The sequence below is a fragment of the Halobaculum limi genome (assembly GCF_029490015.1).
GTDB classification, from domain to species: domain Archaea; phylum Halobacteriota; class Halobacteria; order Halobacteriales; family Haloferacaceae; genus Halobaculum; species Halobaculum limi.
This window is the reverse complement of sequence record NZ_CP120469.1, coordinates 111,344-128,651: the sequence shown is the minus strand read 5'-3', so window position 1 is coordinate 128,651 and position 17,308 is coordinate 111,344. Positions and strand designations below refer to the sequence as shown.

The following is a 17,308-nucleotide window of genomic DNA, read 5'->3' as shown; positions in this document are numbered from 1 at the left end:
GCATCTCAGCCGACCGTCACCGCCGTTCGATATCGACATCCCTACTGAGATCCGGTCTGTCTCCTTCGCTCTCAAGCAGGTGTTCGACTCGCTGCTCGAACTCCTCGTCGGAGAGTTCACCCGCTGCGTATCGGCGTCTGAGCACCTCTAGTTCTGTCGGGGATTCCTCTGTTCTCGTATTATCGACGTTTCGGCGGTCCTCAGCTCGATAATTGTGCGCCACTGCGAGAGCACCGGGCAGGATCACTCCGAAGCCGACCGGAAACGCGATCCAGAAACTGTTGACGCCGAGTGCCAAAAACCCGAAGGCGACCGCTAACGTCACCGCGGTCACTCCGCTGACGACGAGCAGTGAAACCGTGTCTCCACCGGGTGTGCCGGCATCCGAACCGCGACGATTTCGACTGTCGTTGAACACACCCGAGAATCAGTATCCGTGTGCATCAGGGTTTTACCAATATGTTGGGTGACCGAGGTTCGAGGGGGTTGGGGCCCTCGGTGGTTTTCCTCTGACAGTAACAGGCGTACCGACGCCCCGAATCAGTGATCGAAATTTGTATTTATCAGGGCAGGTTTTCAGTTCTCTCTGGCCGAGTCGGCAGTCTCACCTTCCACAGTCACGGCTGGCTCGTCGTCATCCGTTCCGAGTCGTCTACCTGCAGTCTCCAGCGTGCCAGTCGCTGGCCGGAGGTCTGCCGCAGCACCGAGACCGAACGCCGGCATGTTGTTGTAGACGGTTTCGTAGTCCCCGGGGTCGACGAGGTATGTCTCGTGGAAGATCCCGACGTCACCGCTCTTCCCACTCGTCTGGTTGTACTCGATCCACGCAGGGAGGTGCTCCCGCTCCATCTCTCTCGCGTAGTCGCGAAGGGTCTCGAAGGATTCCCAGTACTGTACCATCAATATCGTCCGAGTGTTGATCGTTTGCTCGTGGTGTAGCAGTCCCGAGTCCTCCTGCGCCTCGAGTTCTCGAAGCATCTTAGGCATCGCTGCAGCCACTGGAAGCCACTTGTGGACTTTCCAATACCGATTGATCCGCATTCCAATGAGGAATACCACGAAGGGTTCGTCTCTCTCCGCAGTCATCCGTCTCTTATGCATCGTCTCTCTCACCTAGGCAACACCGTGTCGACCGTACCACGATTTGTACTGCTTCTGGGCAACAGAGTGCTGAACAGACCATTGAACGGCACGTCGTACGGGAGGCGGAAGTCACTTCCACCAACGCGTTGGCCTTAGAACAAACTGCAGTCGGAATCCACTCGATGTCACCGCCAGTAACAGTCGACGGCGCACAGTGGATCCGTAACTGATTGCAGTTTTTCGTTCGTGAGTCGGTCGCTACCGTTCCAGCAGGAACTCGTTTAGTACACGGCCGGTGCCCCGCCGGATCGTCTCACTCACTGTCGAGGTGTCGACGTCTAACGCGTCAGCTACCTCTGCGAGTGTACACTCGCGTGGCACCTCGAAATATCCCATTCGCTCGGCAACAGTGAGGCATTCCAATTGGCGGTCTGTGAGCAGGTCACTACCTGCTTCGCGCTGGGTAACTGACAGGAGGTCGTACCGAAGTTCGCTCGCGTCGAGTCGATCACCGAACTCCTCGAAGTCCGCTCGCGTCGCCGTGATACCGAACGTCATCGTCCCGTTCTCGACGAGCAGGGGAAACTCGGGGAGGAGCGAACTCCCGCCAAGAAATTCGAACAACGCCTGGTCACGAGTCTCGTACTTCGATAGCGCTCGGTCCGAATCGCAGTAGAGGAGTTCGTGCACGAGGACATCGGGGTGATCCTCGATTGCGCTTACGACCGCGCGAGGGTCTTCGGCGCGGGTCTCACCGAGTTCGAGCGTCCGGTCGTCAACGGGGGCGCCCGCGAGCAGCCGCAGATTAGCCTTCGGAAACGATCGGGAGACGTCGCTGATCCAGAGATCATCGGAGAGCCACAGGCGAAACCGAGCTCGAATCACGAGATAACCCCGCCCTGTTGGAGTTCGCACATCACACCTCCTGTGGTGACGCAGTGGAGCATAGGGTTTGTCAACTGACGGACCCCCGGTCGCTCACGCCAACTCCCGCACCCACAGGCGGGCAGAGTACAGCGCACCCAGGCCGACGACACCGATGAGCGCGAGCAGTATCGCGAACGCGACGTAGCCAAACAGCGGATTGGCGTAGGGGAGATCACGACCGACGCCGCGTCGTTCGGAACCGTTCGCCTATCGAACGAACTCACTCTCATCACAACAGGAGATAAATGAACGACCGACCCACGTCTAGCGGATTTGGCTTCTTCGAGAAGCGATGGACGCTGCAGGCTTCTATTCGGGTGACGACTGATTCCCCTGGAGGCTATGAGGCGGCCGATATAGGAGGACCGGATGATTTCCTTTTGAGGGGTGGCGACCAACCGACTGCCTCGCTGGAACGGATCGACCCAGAACTAGTCTGGCGTCCGCCGATGGACGGGTGGCGGTTGGCAAGCGTCTGAGTGAACGTACGGGGAGTACACTGCCATCATCATCTCATTAATACTGGGGTGAGGGAGAGCCCCGAGGAAGATATAAGTCATTATCGCAGTAATCATTATCTAGAGTATGACCTTCTACGATCGGGCGGACGAACTCGACGCCCTCGACACGGCGTTCGAGTCTCCGGGCCACGACTTCTACGTGATCTATGGTCGGCGTCGCGTCGGGAAAACAGAACTCCTCAAAGAATTCTGTGCTGATCGACCACACATCTACTTCCTAGCGGCCCAGGAAGCCGAGGACCGGCAGCGCGAGAAGTTCGTCGAGAAAGTCGCTGACCACTTCGACGACCGCGTTCCCCGTATCGACAGCTGGGACCAGGCTTTGGAGTACCTCGGCGAGAAACTGGCGAACGAACGGATCGTTGTCGCCATCGACGAGTTCCCCTACCTCGTAGAAGAAAACGACTCCCTCCCGTCGTATCTCCAATCGTTCGTCGATGAGCAGCTCCAAGAAACCGAGTCGATGCTCGTGCTGTGTGGCTCGAGCGTGAGCACGATGGAGTCGGAGGTGCTCGGTCACGAGAGCCCGCTATATGGTCGTCGTACGGGTCAGATCGACGTGCAGCCGTTTTCCTTCCGCCAATCTCAGGCTGTCATCGACTACGATATCGAGAACGCAATCCGGTCGTTTGCGGTCACGGGCGGCACTCCGCTGTACCTCACCCTCTTCGACTACGACCACCCCCTTGAGAAGAACATTCGGACACAGATTCTCTCCCCGACGGCAGTCCTCTACAACGAACCCGAATTCCTCCTCCGCACTGAGTTACGGAACCCCGCGAGATATATGAGTATTCTCGAGGCGATCGCAACCGGACACACGACGCCCAACGAGATCTCGGGAGTGACCGGCATCGATTCCGGGCCGCTGTCGAAGTACCTCCAGACCCTCCGCCGACTGCGGTTGATCGACCGCGAGGTCCCCGTGATGGCATCCGCAAAACAGTCCAAGCGATCGCGATACCACGTGGCCGACGAGTTCCTCCGGTTCTGGTTCCGATTCGTTGAACCGAATCGCTCCAGCATTCAAGAAGCCCCCGACGTCGTCTACGACGGAACGATCGAGCCGAATCTCCCCGACTACGTCGCAACGACCTTCGAGGAGGTCTGTCGAGAAACCGTCTGGGAAGCTATCCGTCGAGGCCATCTTGAGCCGTATTCCGAAGTCGGACGGTGGTGGTACGGGGAAGACGAGATCGACATCGTTGGGCTCGCCCCGGACGCCGACCGGATTTTGTTCGCGGAGTGTAAATGGACGAGTGAGCCGGTTGGCCCGGCCCTCGTTACGCAGCTCCGCGAGAAAGCCGGGCGTGTTCGATGGGGGCCGGACACGCGCGAGGAGGAATTCGCGTTGTTCTCGAAAAGCGGGTTCGTCGATGGACTCGCGGACGACGTCGATGAGAACTGGTCGCTGTACGAGCTGAGCGAGATGAATGCCATTCTGTAGTCGAACTACACAACTTCGGTCATCTCAGTACTTCACCAGCTCAAAAATAGTTGAACAACTTGCCCACGTCTTCCGGACGTAGCTTGTTCAAGCAGGAGGGGAGTTCACTTATTCCGGGCGTTTCCAGGCGTCGAAAGCGCGAAATCGTCGTAGTAGTACGTCGCGTCGTTCCCGAAGTTGACGCTGTTGATGATGAACTCGAGGAACTGCGTACTGGGTGCGAACACGTTGTATCCCCGCTCGTCGACGACGAGTTTGTTGTTGATGCGCCACTTGAGGGCGGCACCGTCTCTGTATGACTGAAGTTGCGCTTCGATATCCACCCAACCACCCTCCTCGGGGTCGATGCCGAGTTTCTTCGGGAGGCCAAGGTCGATCCACTTCGCGGTATCGAAGTTGCCGTCCTCATCAGCCTCGTAGACATACGCACGGAATCGGGCCTCACCTGTATCGCTCGCATCGCTGTCCTGATACGCAAGGATCGGGTACGCGCTGATCGCTCCATCCGAATTACCGAGGACGGGCCAGACACCAGATTCGTGCGCCTCGCCGTCAGTTTCCCACGCAGGGTCGATATAGAACCGGTACGAAAGGCGGGAGCCCGTACCCGCATTCCAATACGTGCCGTCCGCGTCTTGGTACTTCTTGCCTTGATACGCGTAGAAGCCACTCGTCTCGGCAGTCTCGTCTATGTCAATACAAAGCCGTCCTGCATCGGTCGTCCACGCCTCTGGAGCGCGGCGGTCAACGACCCATCCGGCACTCGTACTCGTGTTGTCCGCTGCATCGGCAGCGTCGCTGAAGTCGAGGTCGAACACGGCGTTTGGCTGTTTGCCCTGCACACGCGAGGCAGACAGCGGCAACATCGTCGCTCCAAGTGCGAGGCTACTCAGTTGCAGAACACGACGTCGGTTTGGCTTGGTGGGAGCCATATTTGAACTGCAAGGTAGCTGTAAATAAGTAATTGTTTCATAACGACAATTAGTTTCGAGTTAGTTGTAGAGTAACCATAGAATTTCACACAGACCAGAAGGATCATTCCCTCCCTACGTTTCCCGGAACGTTATTCCATCGGGGTGGTAGTCCGTCTCGAAACGGTCCACCTCCTCGAACACCTCCGTATCGATTACAGACACGTCGTTCGTCTTGTTGTTCGCGACGAACGCTCGCCCGCCGTCGGGGTCGAAGACGGTTCCGCCGGGCCAGATACCAACCGGAATCCGGGCGACTTCCCAAGGACGGCGCTCACCGTCACGGACGAACTCGGTGTCGACGACGGAGACGTCGTTCGACTCCCGATTCGGGACGAACGCGTAGCGGTTGTCTGGGTCAAGGACGACACGGATCGGCGTGGTTCCGAGCAACGCCATCCCGTCGTCGCTGAGCGTCTCCGGATCGATCACCGAGAGGCGACCGTCGTCCTGGTTCGCGACGAGTATCTCGCCGGTGTCGGGGTCAACCTCGATTCCCTCCGGGCCCTCTCCGACGGGTGGGTCGGCGACGACGCGGCGGTCGTCAGCGTCGACGACCGTGACCGAGTCACTCCCGATGTTGGCGATGTACGCGCGTTCCTCGTCGGGTCCGAACGTGACCATATGCGAGTGCTCTTGATACGTCGGGAACGTCTCAAGCAGGTCTTCTGTCTCGATGTCGAACACAAACACCTGACTGGAGTACGTCGAGACCAGCCACAGTTCGCCCGCCGATTCGCGCACCGCGAGACCGTGCGGGAAGTCGAACAGGTCGTGTTCGAAGCGGTCACGCACCTCCCGCGACTCGTTGTCGAGAAACAGCAGTGAGTCACCCAGCGAGCAGGTGACGTACGCCGTCTCGCCGTCCGGGGAGAGCGCGACTTCGTGTGGGTTAAAATCGGTTTCAACAGTCGCGAGTCGCTCGCCACTGTCGGCGTCAATGTACCAGACGCTGTCAGCGTCTTTGTTCAGAACGAGGAGTTCGCCCATACCGACTCTCTAAGCGAGGACCAGCAAAGGCCTGTGGATGGCGGAGCGGTAGTCACTCCTCCCACTGCCCCGACATCGCGTCGAGGCGGTGTGCTTCCCTGATGAAGTCGCTGTAGTGGGCGACGATGTCGCTTTGCGTTAGGATGCCGACAAGCTTCGAGTCATCAACCACGGGGAGTTTCTTCACATCGTTATCGGTCATCGTCTCGACGGCCCGTCTGATACTGGCGTTCGGACGCGTCGTAACGAGAGGATGACTCGCGACGCGGTGGATTGGTATCTCTGCCAAGGGTCGCTCCGTGTGGGCAGTCGCGCGAAGCACGTCCGTCTCGGTGAATATCCCGGCTGGAACGCCCTCACGAGTGACGACGACGCTTCCGACAGACTCGGTGAGCATCGTCTCGACGACCGGTTGGAGCGACCCGGTGGCCTCACAGCTGACCACGTCGGTCGTCATCAACTCGCGAACGATCATCGCCCACGCAACCCGCGTGTGAAGTAGTCGTCTCGTCCGAGCCCCGCTGTGATATCGGTCAACTCGGAGCCGTCACAGGTGCCACACCGTTTCGGGACGACTGGTCCCGAGTGAATCGTCCCGCAGCGTTCACAGCGAGCGTATCGAAGCGACATCAGCCACACGTAGGCAACCGGACGCGGACGGTATTACCGGTTTCGTCGGCCTCGATATCGATCTGTCCGTCGGAGACGTCGACGATCCAGTAGACGAGCCACAGGCCGAGACCGCCGCTGTGGAACACGTTATCCATATTCTGCCCGCCGTTGAGCACTTCGGCTTCGAACTGCGGAATCGGTGCGCCGTCGTCCCGGACGACCAACACCGCCTCGTCGCCTGCGTCGACGACGCCGAACTCAACCGACGGGCAGTCGGCGTCGTTGTGGACGACCGCGTTCTCCGCCAGTTCGGCTATCGCCATCTCCAGTTTGGTGTGTGCGATCACCTCAACGTCGTCGAGGTGGTTGCCGCTCACCCTGGCGTTCGGGTGGTCGTCAAGGAGGTCCGCCGCGACCGACTTGACCACGTGGGAGAGGGCGAACGACTGCGTCTGACTCCGCGTCTGTAGCACCTCGATCACCTCCCGCTGTTTGTCTGCGGTGTCGAGGAGGCCTTCGATCGTCGATTCGATCACAGCTACGTTGTCCGTAACCGCAGAGGCCTCGCGGCGTGCGAGTTCGGCCTGTCCGAGGACGACGTTCATATCGTTGCGGAGGTTGTGTCGCAGCAGGTTATCCATCACCGACAGTTGATGTTCGTGATTGCGCCGGTCGGTGATATCGCGGGAGAAGCCCGATATCCTGACGACGTCTCCATCTTGGACGATCGGTTCTGCCTTCACCCACACCCACGTCGCGTACCCAGTCGACTCGTCGACTCGATACTCCATATCGACAGACGAACCCTCAGAAAGTGCGCGTTGGGCCCGTTCAACCTTCGGAAGGTCATCTGGGTGAATCGTCTCGAGAAACGCCTGTGGACTATCGCGGAGCCGTTCCGGTGATTGGCCGTATATTTCCTCGTAGGCGGGGTTGACGAACAGGAGTTCTTCCCAGTCGGCCGTATACGTCCAGAGGACGTCCTTGGCGGTCGTGGTGAGTTCGCTCAGTCTGTTCTCGATCGTCTCGCCGCGCGTCTCGGCGGCAACACGGTCGGACACGTCACGAGCGCTCACCACGTACGCCGCGTCCGCGTGGTCGGGGAGCGACGAGACGCGCGCGGCGATCCAGCGGTACGACCCTGACGCCATCTCGTGGCGGAATTCGATAGCCGTCTCGAGATTCCCTTCCATCGCGACCGCACGGTTGAACTCCTGCATCACCCGTACCCTGTCGTCGGGGTGGACGAACTCGAACGGGTCGAAGCCGACGTACGCCGTGGGTTCGAACCCCAGCATCGACTCCACGGAATCGTTGACGTCGACGATCAGATACTCCTCGTCGAGGAGGACGACCGCCTCCTGCACATGGTCGACCAACCGACGGTTCCCCCTTCGTTGCACGTATCACGCGGTTGGCGTTCCAACATATAACTCTAGGCACGGAGTATCGTATGTGAGAACCACACAAGATGGTTCAGGCGACGTCGACGTTGCGGAACTCGAAACGGGTTCCCAGCGCTTCGCTCTCGGTAAGGTCGAGTGTCCAGCCGTGTGCGGTGGCGATTTCGCGTACGATGTCGAGGCCGAACCCCGTTCCGTCGTCTCCCGTCGTGTACCCGCTCTCGAACACGCGTTCGTAATCGTCTTCGGCGATACCAGCGCCGTCGTCTTCGACGTAGAATCCGGCGGCTGGGTCGAGTCGTCCCACCGTGATGGTGACCGAGTCGCCGCCGTGTTCGACACTGTTGTGGAAAAGGTTGCCGAGCAGTTCACGAAGGCGAGAGGCGTCCGCGCGAACAACGAGGTCAGTTGTGACGTCCAGTGTGGCCTCGTCTGTCTCGACCATCGCCCACGCCTCGTCGGCCACCTCCGAGAGGGCGACCGCCTCAACGTCGCCGAGCGAGCGGCCCTGTTTTGAGAGGGTGAGCAGGTCGTCGATAAGACCGTCCATCCGGTCGAGCGCACGCGTAGCCGTCTCCAAGTGCTCGCTGTCACACTCTTCGGCTGCAAGTTCCGTATGTCCGGTGGCGATATTCAGCGGATTCCTGAGATCGTGGCTCGCAAGTTGCGTGAATTCCTCGAGACGCTGGTTCTTCCGCTCCAGTTCGCGTTCGCGCTCCCGGCGCTCGGTGATGTCGCGGACGACACCGACAGTCCCGCGCCACTCGTCGCCGTCGTTGAGCAGGGTGATCTGTGATTCGACATCGATGCGCTCGCCGTCGGCCGTCACGAGTGTCCACGAGAACGCATCCGACGGAGGGTCACGGCGATCGCTCAACATCGCCGCGATGTACTCGTCGCCGGCGGCCCGGTCATCTGAATCAATGAGGAGGTCAATAGACTCGCCGAGTAGTGTCTCGCGGTCGTACCCGGTCAACGCCGTAGCCGTGTCATTGGCGAACTCGATCCGCCCCGTCGAATCGAGGACATACATCATATCGCCAGCGGCGTTGACCATTCGTTCGTACTGTTTCAGTTCTCGGTCGCGCGCGAGTCGATCCAGCGCTTGTTTTGCGTGTCCAGTAAGCAGTTCAGTCAGGTCACGGTCGACGGCATCAAACCTCGATTCATCCGCTGAGACCGCTTGGAAGACACCGTGTTCGCCGATCGGAGCGCTAAGAAACGACTGATACTCGCCGGTCGGGTTCCCGAATTCGTGGTCGTCCGTGCCGTCGGCGACGATGGTCTCTCCTCGTCGAAACGTTTCTCCGGCCAGCCCCTCTGATACCGAAAGTTGCGACCGCCTATTATCGCCAAACTGCTCGGATGCGGTAGCGATGACGAGTTCTCCATCGCGTTCGAGCGCGGTCAGACACAGGTCAAACGAGAGGATCTGTTCGGCCGCGTCGACGATCCGGTCACAGACGGCTTCTGGTGTTTCTGCCGCCTGCAGGTCGGCGAGCGTTGTGTGGAGTTCGTGTAACGCCTGCTCGTGCTGTTTGCGCTCGGTGACGTCGCGTGCGAACCCGACGACGCGAACGACGTTGCCCGCAGTGTCGGTGATCGCCTGCCCCTGTACCCACACCCAGCGGTCGAAATTGGCTGACTCGTTGACCCGCAACTCGAGGTCGACCGACGTACCCGCAGTGAGGTCGGTCATCGCGTCCCGGGCACGCTGTCTGTCGTCGGGGTGGATACTGTCGAGGAACGCCATCGGGTCTTCCTTGACCGCGTGCCGCGGCTGACCCCAGATGTCGTCATAGGCGGCGTTCAAGAACAGGCACTCTTCCCAGTCGCCAGAGAATCCCCACAGAATGTCTTCAGTGTTGGACGCCAGTTCAGTGAGTCGTTGCTCCGTCTCGGCGGCGCTTCGCTCTGCGCGTCGGCGCTCGACAGCGTTCGAGACCCGATTAGCAAGCAGGGTATACTGGTCCGAGCCACCGCGCTTTTGAAGGTAGTCGGTGACGCCGGCCGAAATCGCCTCTGCCGCCACCTCCTCGCTTCCCTTCCCAGTGAACAGGATGAACGGGAGGTTCGGGTACTCCTCACGGACCACACGTAGAAACTCGATTCCGGTGTACTCGGGCATATCATAATCCGAGATGACGCACTCGACTGACGCGAGGCGGTCGACCGCCTCACTCACTTCCGTCGTCGTCTCGACCTCGAACCGGTCATCTTCTCGTTCGAGAAACCGCGCAGTGAGGTCGCCGATCTGTGGCTCGTCGTCGACGTGGAGGATCCGAATCGCGTCCGATGCGCCGGGAGTCACTACAGTTGATGGTCGGGTACGGGATGATAAAGTGTGCGAATTGGTATCAATAGACGAGTGTGAGCAACTGGCGTTCACGAGACCGCACTACGTGAGTCAATCCGTCACCGCCCACACGTCGGCGGACGACAGGAACCGTTCGTCGATATCCGTCTCAGCAAGTTGCTCCTCGAGGAGTTCGAACAACTGTGCGTGTAACGTCGACTGCGCGGCAATGTATGACTCGACCGCCGAGGAGAGGAGGACAGCCTCGTCGAACCCCGCAAGCACACGCCGCGCATCGTCGCTCCACCCGTTCCAATTCATCAGACGGTCACACGAGAGGAGACACCCAGCGTCGTTCACCCCACTGTGTCCATCATCGTCGGCAGTCGCTGACCGGACGAACGAGTCGCGCCCTACCGCAATCAGACACGCTGGAAGTTCCGAGAGGAACGCAGCCATTGCGACGACATCGAGATCAGCGGCCAGTTCGCGGTAGCGTTCGGCCTGTTCGTCATCGAACCACTCACTCTCAAGGGTGCTTGTGTACTCCGCGAGGAGGGTCTGTGCGTCGACAAAGTTCTGTAGGTGGCGGAGGTACTCGACGAACGACCCGCCGAGGGCGTCGTCAGCCGTCCAGTCAGCCGACTCGCCGTCGACGTTGGACTCCACCGCGAGTTCGAACTCCGAGAGTGCGGCGTAGTTCCGATGGAACACACCATACAGCGTCACGTGCGTTTCCAGCGCCGACTGGACGTGGTCGGTGGTGAGCGGTCCGAGGACGTGTGCCGGCTCCATCGGTCGGAGAACACTGTGCATATCAGTTACAGTCCAGTTCTCGTCCGATATTCATCATGAGCAGCCTAACCTTGTGTCAAACGTTCGTTCGCTATCGAATTTGGCTGCCACTGGCGCCGGGGACCTTGCCGCTGGCCATTAGGGTGTAAAAATAACTGGAAGTAGCAAGATAGGCATATGTGACCGAAGATGACGACGGGGGACGTCGTGAACCTCCCAGTGTTGGAGGAAGGCTACGCACGTCTCGTCGCCGATATCTTGCTGCCACGGGCGCTGCCGTCGCGCTCGCAGGGTGCGGCGGGGATGGATCGAGCGAATCGACCTCTAATGGTGAGGAGTCTGCTACAAGTCAGACTGAGGCAGCACCCGCGACGCCAACCCCCACGACAGGTGCGACAGTCGGATCCACAACCCCCGAGAAAACACCAGTTGTTGAGTTTGATGGCGGTGGTGCTTCGGCGTTCGCCGCAGCACTGGATAGCCTCAGGAAGACCGACGGTGGGGAACTCCGACTGGCAGCAGGAACCTATCAGTTCGACGCTAGTGAGGCTCCGACGTACGAATATCCACGCGATGGCGACCGAGTCCACTTTGACGGAACGGGTCTCAGCGGTGTGACTATCGCCGGCCCACCGCCTGCGGCCGAAGGGACGGCAGAAGTCGTGCTCACCGATCCGACACGCGGCTTCCTCTTGTTTCGCAATCGCCGAGGCGCGACCGCCACCGACAGGCCACAGGGGCCGACAATCCGTGATCTCACGATACGCCACGACCCGCTTCCGTTCACACAGGGGCGTATCGTCGACCTCTCAGCAGACAGACGGACGATCACACTGGCAGTCGACGACGGATTTCCAAACGTCGACGCCGCGCCCTTCACAGCTCACGAGCCGCTTGTCATCTCTGCCAATGTGTTCACCGCTGACGGAGCGCGCGTTAAGCGTGTAACTGAGGATGCGCGCAGCAATTTCAAACGGTTCGCTCGAATCGACGCTATCGACACCCAGACGGCCGAACTACGGTTGGCCGACGGTATCGAACCGGGTGGACTCCAGGTCGACCGACGCCTCGCGCTGATCCCTCGACATCAGAACGCTACGCTGTTTATACACGCGGACGTCACGGAACCGACGTACGAACGGGTTCGCGTCCACTCGACGGCAAACTTCGCGTTCGAGTTCAACGCCTGTGATCGTCCGGTAGTCCGAGACTGCGTCGTCACGCCGGCCCCCAATTCAGGTGCACTCGTCGCCACGAACGCCGACGGTGTCCACTGTAACAATTGTCCGCGCGGGCCGTTGGTTGAGGGGAACACCTTCCGGCGGACCAGCGACGACCCCATTGTCGCCGACACGGAACTGATGGCGGTCCGGGAATTCCTCGACGACCAGACCGTTGCCGTCGCCGCCGATTTCGGCACGCGTGTCGGTGCGGGCGACAGACTCGTCGCAGCGACGCCAAGCCTCGAACGGATCGGGATGCTGCCGGCGGTGGACGCCGTCGACGAACGCGGTGGCGGAATAACGGACGACGCGGTGAACCCCGAGTCAGTCACGTTCACAGACTCGGTTCGTGACATCCTCGAGGTCGGTGATGCGCTCGTCGGCCCCCGGATGCGAAACAGAGAGGCGGTCGTGCGGGACAACACCGTCGAGGCCACGCGAGCACGCTACGTTCGCTTCGGTGGCGTCGCCGGTGGTGTGATCGAGAGGAACCGCTTCCTCGGGACGAACGCCAATGGGATCGAACTCGACGCTTCCGGTGACATTCGTCCCGGATTTAGCGACCTCAAGGGATGGAGCACGGACGTCCGGATCCGTGACAATGACATCCGCGATACCGGCCTCGTCGGTGTCCCATCTGGGATTCCCCGTGCGATCGTTGTCGGGGTCGACGGTGGTGAGGGGCTTGCTCCGGACGCCTCGACAACCGGCCGCCCACACCGAAATGTCACACTCTCAAACAACAGGATACGCGGTGTGGCCGGACACGGGATCGAACTCGCAGACGTCGAGGGCGTGACGATCGATGGCGACCGTATTGAGAATCCGAACCGTATTCCCGTCTCTGACATCGCGGCGTACGGGATCGGCCTCCGAAACGTCCGTGACGCAACAGTCACCGGTGTCACAGTGCGGTCCGACGCCGACCTCTCGGGCTTTGGCTGGCGGGTCGAGAGTGAGGGAGTCTCCGTGAGTGACAATAGATTCGAGATTGACAGTACAGCGCAACAAGCGATCTTCGAACAGTTGCGCGAGCAGTAGGCGCGGCGTCGACAACAATCGGTACACATCTGGTAGTCGCTGTGTAACATAGTACGCCTCAGACGTTCTCGCGTCCAATGAGGAGCGTTTGGGCTGGGGACGACCGTGGGCAAAGCGAAGTGATCGGGCTCGTTCTCCTGATGGCGATCACTGTCGTCTCCGCCGGCATCGTTGTGGGCGTTGGAGCCCCGGGACTCGACGACGTGCAGTCCGTCGCGATGACAGGGAGTGCCGAGCGGTCAATGACGCAGTTGGATGCAGACGCCAGTCTCGTCGCGTTCGGCAGCAGTGACTCCCGCCAAGTGACGCTCACGGGCAGTCCCGACGCGATCCGTACGGTAGACGGCGACGGTGGGTGGATGAACGTCACTCTCAGAGATCCCGAGACGGGCGCAATCGAGGCCGTCCTCGTCAACACAACACTCGGTGCTGTCGTATACCGGGATGGCGAGACGAGTGTTGCCTACCAGGGCGGTGGCGTGTGGACGCGCGGCGACGCCGGGAGTGCAATGGTGACGCCGCCAGAAGTGCACTTCCGCGATCGGACGCTAACGCTTCCAATCATTGCAGTCACGGGGAACGGGATCACCGATGAGACAGTCGTGGTCCGCCCAGGTGGGCCGACAACCGTCTCATACCCGAACGAGTCGCTCGCCATTTCAAACCCCATCGAGGACGCAGTGATTGTCGTCACGGTCAACAGTGAGTACTACGACGCGTGGGGCCGATTCCTCGCCGGCCGAACCGGCGGAACTGTCGCGTATGATCACGACGCACAAACCGCGACTGTCTCGCTGTTCGCCCCCAGCGAAATCGACTTTGATCACGTCGTCCTCGCGACAGCAGAAGGTGGGATTACCTACAATGGTATGAAAGAAGGTGACCTGAAACCCGTCAAAGATGGAATCAGCCATCCCTCCGCGGACCCACTGATCGAGTCACTCGTTAGCGACTGTGCGTCTGGTGCGATGGCTTGTGCCCCCGTGACCGGAACGGATCTGACGGGGCCGGAGACGTACTTCGTCGACGGCCCCTTCACCGGTGACCTCACAATCAACACGACCGACGGGAACGTGAGTCTCGTCGTCAACGGCCGATTCGCCCCAGACACCGTGACCGTCGTCGGCGACGGGTCGTTCACCGTGCACGTGCGCGGGCGCGTCGCCATCAGCGGTGGCGACGCCGTCAACCTCGGTGGGGTCGCAAACACGACCCGCGTCGTGGTTCACTCGGACGGCGACGTCGACTTCAACGGCAAGTACCGCTTCGTCGGCTTCCTGTACGCACCGGGGTCGGACGTCGACCTCAACGGCGGTGGCGGCCCCACCGTCAACATCGAAGGCGCGATAATTGGCGAGACTATCACGATCAACGGCAAACCCAACAACTTCCAGTACGATTCAGATGTGCTCTCTATCGACCTCGACGTCTCGACCTCGACCGACCCGCGACTCACATACCTCCACGTCTCTGTAACGCCGGTCGCCGTCAGCGACGACTGACGCCACCCACGTCGCCGCCCATCGATTCTTTTGAGGACGCTACCGGGACTCGGCAGCGACGCCACAGAGTCAGCGAGCACTGTCGCCGCCGAGTAGACTTAATGAAGGATCAGTATAGAACTTTACTCGAATCTGAGTAAAAAATTCGACAGCCTTATCAGCCCCCGTGGCGTATGAGTGGGTATGAACGCAGGTACCGAACACAAGCAAGCTGCGACCGGATTCCAGACTATCTTCGTCGCTGTCGGCGGTAAAGACGGCGACCGAGTCGAGCGGCTCGCCGAGGAGGCCATCTCGATGGCCGGACCCTCTGGCGCACGCGTCGTCCTCGGTCACGTATTCACACGCGATGAGTACACCGCCGACCGCGAGGCACTCGACTTCGACCCGCAGGCAGAGGTAAACCCCGACGTCGTGGCCCGCCGCCTCGACACGATTCGCGCACTCGGTGACCGCCTTGACGCTGCAGGCGTCGAGTACACCGTCCGCGGCGCACTTGCCGATTCGAGTGACGGAATTAGCGACCTCGCGGCCGAGGAGGAGGCCGATATGCTCCTCGTCGGTGGTCGCAAGCGCTCGCCGACCGGCAAAGCAGTCTTCGGCAGCACCGCTCAGGAGGTTATGCTGTCGGCCCACTGCCCAGTCACGTTCGTCCGAGGCGACTCCGAGTAACACCTGCAGAAGCCGTCACCACGTTTTTGATTGGTTCACCCCACCAGCGATAGCGACCCCAGACGCTCGGCGTCGACACTCACGACTGTCGGGAGCGATACAAACGCGGTACGTATCTGGTCGAAGGATATAGGTACGATGAACGTGTCCGTGGGACTGGCTGTATCCGTGTGAGGTTACAGCATGAACTCGAACATCGGCGGCCTGCTCGGCCGTCGCTGTTGCTTCGGATTCTCGGGCAACTCAGTTGACGATCCGGTGATAGGCGAGCTCACCGAACGAGTCTTAAGCCGATGGCGGTGTCTGTTTGTTCCGGCGAAGCTGGTGAATCGACTCAGGTAGCCGTTTGGACGTCGATACGGCCCTCACCGGTGACGACGACGATGAAGCCTCGGTACTCGAACGACAGTTGTTCGTGCGCCAGTTGGTTGTCCGGGTCTTGACCGGTATCGAACAGCACCTGAAACAGCGCGTCGATGTCGACTGACTCGTATAAGGGCGGCCCTGCTGGTGTCTCGGCCGCACCGTTGTCGGCGGTGGCGGCGACGGTCTCGACGACGAGTCTCGCCAGGTCGTCGCTGGTGGTCGGATCGAACTGCCGGCGTTCGACGACCGAGAGGTGCGTATCGGTGTCAGAGTCACCGGACTGAGGACTATCCATATGTTATTGAACAACAACACGGGGTGTATCGTGATAACAATGTTGGTGAGTTGAACCAAATTGACGCTAGCGTGGGCACTGTCGGACATCGCGTCCGTACTGAGAGCCACAGTTATCGTCGCGACCGCCAACACCGGAACGTGCCTAACCGCCGCTTCGCCGTCGCCGACGCCCCCACTCCAGATCATCACGTCGACGCCACCGACGATACCCTGCACTATCGCTGGGACAACGCTATCGACCCGGTGTGTACCGTCGACCCTGGAACCGTCATCGTGTTCGATTGTCGTGACGCGTACGACGGGCAAGTGACGCCGCCAGCGACCGTCAAAGACCTCTTAGCAGTCGACGCGGATGGTCACCCGCTGACCGGCCCGGTCGCCGTTGAGGGAGCAACGGCGGGTGACACCCTTGTTGTCGACCTGCTGGCGTTCGAACACGAGGGGTGGGGCGTGACCGCCGTCCCCTCTGGCGACCGTGAGGCAGGCCTCCTCCCTGACCGCTTCCGCGACGCACACGTCCGTGAATGGGATTTGGACACCCGCCGCGACGGGACGCCAGTTGCAACGTTCGTCGACGATGACGCCCCAGACGTCGCCGTTCCGATCGCGCCATTCCCAGGGAATCTCGGAATTGCCCCAGGGGAAGACGGAGCCCACTCGACCATCCCGCCGCGCAACGTCGGTGGCAATGTCGACGTGAAACACCTCACCGCCGGGTCGCGGCTGTATCTCCCCGTCGAGGCGGCGGGAGCACTGTTCTCTATCGGCGACTGTCACGCCGCACAAGGCGATGGCGAGGTGTGTCTCACCGGCATCGAGGCCCCAATGTCGGTCACCGTCCGCCTCGATGTGGTCTCCGACCGACCCGTCGACGGGCCCGAGTTCGAGACGACTGGGCCGTTCACCCCAAGCGGCCACGACGAGGAGATGTACGCGACCACTGGCATCGAACCTGATCTGATGGACGCGACGCGGGCGGCCATCGACCGAATGATCGACCACCTCCACGAGCGCCGTGGGTTCGACCCCGTCGACGCGTACGTGCTCTGCTCGGCCGCTGTCGACCTGAAGATCAGTCAGGTGGTCGACGCGCCGAACTGGACGGTGACGGCGTACCTCCCCGAGTCGGTGCTGTCGGCACCGGAGTGAGAACGAAGTTGTC

At 60.6% G+C, this 17,308-nt stretch carries 16 protein-coding genes; 6 read left to right on the top strand and 10 right to left on the bottom strand.

Annotated elements, in window-relative coordinates; genetic code table 11:
- Window positions 1-16: 16 nt before the first annotated feature.
- From P0D77_RS16255 to P0D77_RS16245, 3 genes are all read right to left on the bottom strand, one after another.
- Window positions 17-352 (bottom strand): SHOCT domain-containing protein, encoded by a 336-nt coding sequence (locus P0D77_RS16255; RefSeq protein WP_432764874.1) that lies wholly within the window; start codon window positions 350-352, stop codon window positions 17-19.
- A 224-nt stretch (window positions 353-576) separates the two neighbouring features.
- Window positions 577-1,113, bottom strand: a complete 537-nt coding sequence (locus P0D77_RS16250) for a DUF4188 domain-containing protein (RefSeq protein WP_277556170.1) — start codon at window positions 1,111-1,113, stop codon at window positions 577-579.
- Between the two features lie 228 nt (window positions 1,114-1,341).
- Complete coding sequence (locus P0D77_RS16245) at window positions 1,342-1,773, bottom strand: helix-turn-helix domain-containing protein (protein WP_277556169.1); 432 nt, start codon at window positions 1,771-1,773, stop codon at window positions 1,342-1,344.
- On the opposite strand from P0D77_RS16245, the gene P0D77_RS16240 reads away from it, so the two are divergent.
- Both P0D77_RS16240 and P0D77_RS16235 read left to right on the top strand, forming a co-directional pair.
- On the top strand, window positions 1,768-2,046 hold the full coding sequence (locus P0D77_RS16240) for a hypothetical protein (protein WP_277556168.1): 279 nt from the start codon (window positions 1,768-1,770) through the stop codon (window positions 2,044-2,046). The two genes, P0D77_RS16245 and P0D77_RS16240, sit on opposite strands and share 6 nt — an antisense overlap.
- Window positions 2,047-2,595: 549 nt before the next feature.
- Entirely contained in the window at window positions 2,596-3,978 is a 1,383-nt protein-coding gene (locus P0D77_RS16235; RefSeq protein WP_277556167.1) for an ATP-binding protein, read from the top strand.
- A gap of 104 nt (window positions 3,979-4,082) precedes the next feature.
- Here P0D77_RS16235 and P0D77_RS16230 read toward each other — a convergent pair whose 3' ends face one another.
- From P0D77_RS16230 to P0D77_RS16205, 6 genes are all read right to left on the bottom strand, one after another.
- Window positions 4,083-4,910, bottom strand: a complete 828-nt coding sequence (locus P0D77_RS16230; protein ID WP_277556166.1) for a hypothetical protein — start codon at window positions 4,908-4,910, stop codon at window positions 4,083-4,085.
- 114 nt (window positions 4,911-5,024) lie between these two features.
- The gene (locus P0D77_RS16225) at window positions 5,025-5,939 is read right to left on the bottom strand and encodes a YncE family protein (RefSeq protein WP_277556165.1); all 915 of its coding nucleotides are present in this window, start codon (window positions 5,937-5,939) and stop codon (window positions 5,025-5,027) included.
- 52 nt (window positions 5,940-5,991) lie between these two features.
- Window positions 5,992-6,414, bottom strand: a complete 423-nt coding sequence (locus P0D77_RS16220) for a CBS domain-containing protein (RefSeq protein ID WP_277556163.1) — start codon at window positions 6,412-6,414, stop codon at window positions 5,992-5,994.
- 154 nt (window positions 6,415-6,568) lie between these two features.
- A complete protein-coding gene (locus P0D77_RS16215; protein WP_277556162.1) occupies window positions 6,569-7,954 on the bottom strand; it encodes a PAS domain-containing sensor histidine kinase in 1,386 nt (461 codons plus the stop codon).
- Between the two features lie 73 nt (window positions 7,955-8,027).
- Window positions 8,028-10,265 carry a PAS domain S-box protein gene (locus P0D77_RS16210; protein WP_277556161.1) on the bottom strand — a complete coding sequence of 746 codons (2,238 nt, stop codon included), beginning with the start codon at window positions 10,263-10,265 and terminating at the stop codon, window positions 8,028-8,030.
- A 96-nt stretch (window positions 10,266-10,361) separates the two neighbouring features.
- Window positions 10,362-11,066, bottom strand: coding sequence for a hypothetical protein (locus P0D77_RS16205; protein WP_277556160.1), 705 nt, complete (start codon window positions 11,064-11,066; stop codon window positions 10,362-10,364).
- A gap of 593 nt (window positions 11,067-11,659) precedes the next feature.
- On the opposite strand from P0D77_RS16205, the gene P0D77_RS16200 reads away from it, so the two are divergent.
- From P0D77_RS16200 to P0D77_RS16190, 3 genes are all read left to right on the top strand, one after another.
- Complete coding sequence (locus P0D77_RS16200) at window positions 11,660-13,309, top strand: right-handed parallel beta-helix repeat-containing protein (protein ID WP_277556159.1); 1,650 nt, start codon at window positions 11,660-11,662, stop codon at window positions 13,307-13,309.
- Window positions 13,310-13,386: 77 nt separating this feature from the next.
- On the top strand, window positions 13,387-14,811 hold the full coding sequence (locus P0D77_RS16195; protein ID WP_277556158.1) for a DUF7289 family protein: 1,425 nt from the start codon (window positions 13,387-13,389) through the stop codon (window positions 14,809-14,811).
- Between the two features lie 183 nt (window positions 14,812-14,994).
- Window positions 14,995-15,483, top strand: a complete 489-nt coding sequence (locus tag P0D77_RS16190) for a universal stress protein (RefSeq protein ID WP_277556157.1) — start codon at window positions 14,995-14,997, stop codon at window positions 15,481-15,483.
- 334 nt (window positions 15,484-15,817) lie between these two features.
- Here P0D77_RS16190 and P0D77_RS16185 read toward each other — a convergent pair whose 3' ends face one another.
- A complete protein-coding gene (locus P0D77_RS16185; protein WP_277556156.1) occupies window positions 15,818-16,144 on the bottom strand; it encodes a HalOD1 output domain-containing protein in 327 nt (108 codons plus the stop codon).
- Between the two features lie 140 nt (window positions 16,145-16,284).
- Between P0D77_RS16185 and P0D77_RS16180 the strand changes: the two genes are divergently transcribed.
- On the top strand, window positions 16,285-17,295 hold the full coding sequence (locus tag P0D77_RS16180; RefSeq protein ID WP_277556154.1) for an acetamidase/formamidase family protein: 1,011 nt from the start codon (window positions 16,285-16,287) through the stop codon (window positions 17,293-17,295).
- Window positions 17,296-17,308: the final 13 nt, after the last annotated feature.